At 66.2% G+C, this 4,434-nt stretch carries 4 protein-coding genes and 1 pseudogene; all 5 read right to left on the bottom strand.

Annotation, left to right across the window (positions count from 1 at the left end):
* Positions 1-545 (bottom strand): annotated as a pseudogene (locus AC1DZ6_RS22420) (hypothetical protein); the annotation flags it as partial.
* Positions 546-673: 128 nt separating this feature from the next.
* Positions 674-865: a hypothetical protein gene (locus tag AC1DZ6_RS22415; protein WP_477099330.1), complete on the bottom strand. Its 192-nt coding sequence runs from the start codon at positions 863-865 to the stop codon at positions 674-676.
* Positions 866-1,738: 873 nt separating this feature from the next.
* Positions 1,739-2,845 carry a PfkB family carbohydrate kinase gene (locus AC1DZ6_RS22410; protein WP_477099329.1) on the bottom strand — a complete coding sequence of 369 codons (1,107 nt, stop codon included), beginning with the start codon at positions 2,843-2,845 and terminating at the stop codon, positions 1,739-1,741.
* Entirely contained in the window at positions 2,846-3,520 is a 675-nt protein-coding gene (locus AC1DZ6_RS22405; protein WP_007665729.1) for a bifunctional 4-hydroxy-2-oxoglutarate aldolase/2-dehydro-3-deoxy-phosphogluconate aldolase, read from the bottom strand.
* Between the two features lie 529 nt (positions 3,521-4,049).
* Positions 4,050-4,434: phosphoenolpyruvate carboxylase (locus AC1DZ6_RS22400; protein WP_477099328.1), on the bottom strand; the 385-nt coding region annotated here is incomplete at its 5' end.

The following is a 4,434-nucleotide window of genomic DNA, read 5'->3' as shown; positions in this document are numbered from 1 at the left end:
CCGAACGGCAGGCCGCCCAGGCGCTTGGTCTGGGCCCGCAGGGTGATCCCCTGATACTGCAGCTCGCCCGCCCGCTGGGGCTGGGTGAGAGTGCCCAGGAACGAGCCCTTGGACAGGGCCAGGCTCATGGCCGCCTTCAGCGGCGCGCCGCCCTGCGAATAGGTGCAGACATACAGCAGGTCGTCGCGGTCGAAAGTGATCCAGCCCAGGCCGGCGCGGCCCTGCCCGCCCTCGCACGCCCCGTCGACGGGTGTGGCCCAATCCGGCGTCTTGACCGAGAAGGACGCCTTCATGCTGTCCTTGGAATAAGAGCCCAGGGCCTTGACGCTCTTGGCCACCGCCTTGGCCGAGCCGGTGTATTCGCCGACGGCGTAGCCGGGCCTCAGCAGGCTCTCGCCACGCCGGCCTTGCAGCTTCAGCTTTTCGGTGCGCTGGACCATCGGCACGGCCGGGTCGGGCAGGACCTGGGCCTGCGCCGCCTGGGCCGCGCCGGCCGCCAGGATCGCAAGCACGCCAAGCGTGCGGATGGTTGATAGCCGGATCATGAGTTCGCCTCCCCCAAGGGTCGGGATGAAGCGTGATCCTGGAGCCGAGCGCGGTCAAGCTTGCAGGCCGGAACAGGCCCGTGGGCCTGCTCCGTCTACATTAGGCGGTCATCGACGAGAAAGCTCGATCAGGTGCCGCCGCCGATCTGCAGGCCGATGCCCCAGCCCCGGATCAGGCCAATGATCAGCAGAACGATCATCGCGACGCCGGCCAGCGAGACCAGGACGGTGATGAAGGTGATCGGCGATATCAGGATCCAAGGGAGGACCGCCACGGCGGCCGCGATCAGAAAACCCAGGATGTACAGGACGATACGCATGAAATGCCCCTTCCCTATTGTCCTGAAACGTTGGCACACAAACCTCGATTGCACAACTTTTGTGAGAAATTCTTGTCAAGCTCGCGAAATCGGGCCAGACGTTTACTCCCATCGCTCCCAGCGTGTTTCCTCAAMGAATTCAACGCCGRAAATCCRCTTATCCTYCCCCTCTCAGGTCGGCGCATAATCAACCCACTTCAAGGCGATGGGGAGGGCGCTAAGGCCTGCGACCTTCGCGGCCTTGGGGTGCGGTCGAGCGGGAAGCGCTCGTCGGCGGCGGCTGGCTCTCAAGGCGGGCCGCGACCTTCACGTCTCTGGCCTTGCCGGGCTTGGACGACAGAAACGGTGGGACGGTGAAGGGCTGGCGGGGGCGACAGGCGTGCGGGGGATACGCACGCGGTCCGGGACTGGGCGTTCGCGAGCCCGGCCCGCCCGCCGGGGGCTTCTTCCGGTAAGGCCTTAAGAGGGCCACCCGCCGGACGCTCCCGGAAAACGCGCCGCGCGGAGCGTCGGTCTGAGTCGAAACGGTATTTCTACAACAGCTTCCGGGCCCAGCCCGGCGCTCGCCTCGCACTGCGTCTGTCAGGGACACGCCGCAAGGGCGTGTCCCTGGGGCGCGCCAAGGAGAATACGGATGCCCAGCCCCCGCGCGCGTCGCCCCGCTCTTCCTCCGCCCTTGCTCCCCGCCGCCGCAGATCCGACCGACGCGCCGAGCCCGCCGGAACCGCGCGGCAGCCATCGGCGCCGCTACCGGCTCTACCTGGAAATCGACAGACGCCTCGCCGCCCTCGCCGCACGCCGGGACGCCAACCAGCAAAAAGCCCCCGGCCTTGCGACCGGGGGCTCTGCTTGTTCAGGCGATGAAGCCGAGGACTAGCGGATGACCCGCGCGCCCTTGCCCTTCATCACGGCCTCGACCTCGGCCTGGCGCACCATCGAGGTGTCGCCCGGGGTGGTCATGGCCAGGGCGCCGTGAGCCGCGCCGTACTCGACGGCGGCTTGCGGACCCTTGCCTTCCATGAAGCCGAAGGCCAGGCCCGAGGCGAAGCCGTCGCCGCCGCCGACGCGGTCGTAGATCTCGAGGTTCTCGCGCATCATCGAGGCGTAGAACTCGCCGCCGGCGTACAGGATCGCCGACCAGTCGTTGACCGAGGCGGTCTTGGCGTTGCGAAGGGTGGTGGCGGCGACCTTGAAGTTCGGGAACTCCTTCACGGCCGTCTGGATCATCTTCTTGAAGTTGGCCGGATCGATCGAGCTGATGTGCTCGTCCAGGCCTTCGACTTCAAAGCCCAGGCAGGCGGTGAAGTCTTCTTCGTTGCCGATCATCACGTCCACGTACTTGGCGATGTGGCGGTTGACCTTCTGGGCCCCTTCCTTGCCGCCCTGCGACTTCCACAGGCTGGCGCGGTAGTTGAGGTCGTAGGAGATCACGGTGCCGTACTTGCGGGCCACTTCGACCGCTTCGATCACGGCTTCGGCGGTGTTGCTGGCCAGGGCCGCGAAGATGCCGCCGGTGTGGAACCAGCGCACGCCTTCCTCGCCGAACAGCTTTTCCCAGTTCACTTCACCAGGGCGGATCTGCGAGGCGGCCGAGTGGCCACGGTCGCTACAGCCCAAGGCGGGGCGAACGCCGAAGCCCTTTTCGGTGAAGTTCAGGCCGACGCGGGTGTTGCGGCCCAGGCCGTCGAAGTCGCGCCAGATGACGTGGGAGGTGTCGACACCGCCCTGCATCATCAGATCCTCGACCAGCCAGCCCAGGTCGTTGACCGGCAGAGCCGTCACGGCCGWCGAGCGCTTGCCCCAGCACTTCTTGAAGGCGCGGGCGACGTTGTATTCACCGCCACCTTCCCAGACGTTGAACTGGCGGGCGTTGCGAACCCGGCCGAAGCCGGGGTCGAAGCGCAGCATCACTTCACCGAAGGAAGCGCAGTCCCACTTCGTTTCCGAAGCCGGGCGGATGTTGAGGATGTTGTCGGTCATTTAGGCTTTCCCACGAACCTTCTTGATCAGGTCCACCGTCTCGCGGACCTTCTTGGTGATGCCGGCGTAGTCGCCCGCGTCGAGCAGCTCTTGCGTGATGAGCTTGGAGCCCATGCCGGCGGCGACGATGCCCGCGCCGAACCACTTGGTCACCGAGGCTTCGTCGGGATCGACGCCGCCGGTCGGCATGATGCGGGTCCAGGGCATCGGGCCCAGCACCGCCTTGATGAAATCGGGGCCGCCGACCGACGAGCCGGGGAACACCTTGACGATCTCGCAGCCCAGTTCTTCGGCGTAGGAGATCTCCGAGGCCGAGCCGCAGCCGGGCGAATACGGGATCTTGCGGCGGTTGCAGACCTTGGCGACGTCGGCGTTGAGGATCGGGCCGACCACGAACTTGGCGCCGTTGGCGATGTAGATGCCGGCGGTCGGGGCGTCGACGATCGAGCCCACGCCCATGATCACGCGCGGATCGGCCGAGGCGAAGTGACGGGTCACTTCGTAGAAGACGTGGCTGGCGAAGTCGCCGCGGTTGGTGAACTCGATGCAGGGCGCGCCACCGTCGGCGCACGCCTGGATCACCTTCTTACAGACCTCGACGTCGGGGTGATAGAACACCGGGATGACGCCCTGGTCCATCAGCGCCGTCAGCACGGCCATGCGGTCTTTCACCATCAGTACTGCTCCTCAAAGGATCGATCTTGCGTGCGGCCCGGCTGGTGGGCTTCGGCGTGGAAGATTTCGCCGCGTTCGGCGCTGGGCGACCGTTTAGACCGCGTTGCGGGCGGACGCCACACCAGAGGCTCCCCCAACGTCAATTCGCGCGGTCAATGTCCTTGGTTGTCGTCCTTCGTTTCCATCCTGCCCGGTGTCCGACGGTGTCGGGTTCCGCGCCGCATTTCCCAGACGACCGTTTCCGGGAACTGGGCTCTCAAAATAAAGGGCGTCGGAGCCAATGGCCCGACGCCCCGAAAGTTTGCGCAGGAGCGAACTCAGAAAGAGCCGCGGACGCCTGGGACTGGCCAGGCCAATCCAAAACGTCGATGATACCGGTGTCAAACTGGCTAGACCACTTTGCTACCGGTGTCATTTAGGAATCTACTCCGAAGCGACGCCTTGTGCAAGCGCCGTCAAAACGTTGTTTTCCGTTTTGACGGCGGTGTCGAAAAGTACTCCTCCCCGCGACGCGGGGGAGGAGAAAAGGTCACCCCGTGTTGCGCAGGCCCGCCGCGATGCCGGCCACGGTCAGTTGGATGGCCAGGCGCACGTTCTCGTCCTGGTCGCCGGCCCGGCGGCGGGCCAGCAGCTCCAACTGCAGGTGGTTCAGCGGATCGACCGACAGCCCGGCCAGGGTCACCGACTCCGCCAGCTCCGGCTGGTTGTCCAGCAGGGCCGCGCCGCCGCGGATCGCCAGGGCGATTTCGGYGGCCTTGTCGTGCTCACGGTGGATGGTGTCGAAGATCCGCTGGGCGTCGGCCTTGTCCGGCGACAGGTCCTTGTACCGCGCGGCGATGCCCATGTGGCTCTGGGCCAGGGCCAGCTCCATGTTCGACAGCAGGGCCCCGAAGAAGTCGAAGCCGCCCGCCAGG

It is taken from the genome of Caulobacter sp. P1_B12_2 (genome assembly GCF_056406675.1).
The sequence above is the reverse complement of the archived record's forward strand: the minus strand, read 5'-3'. Positions and strand labels throughout refer to the sequence as shown.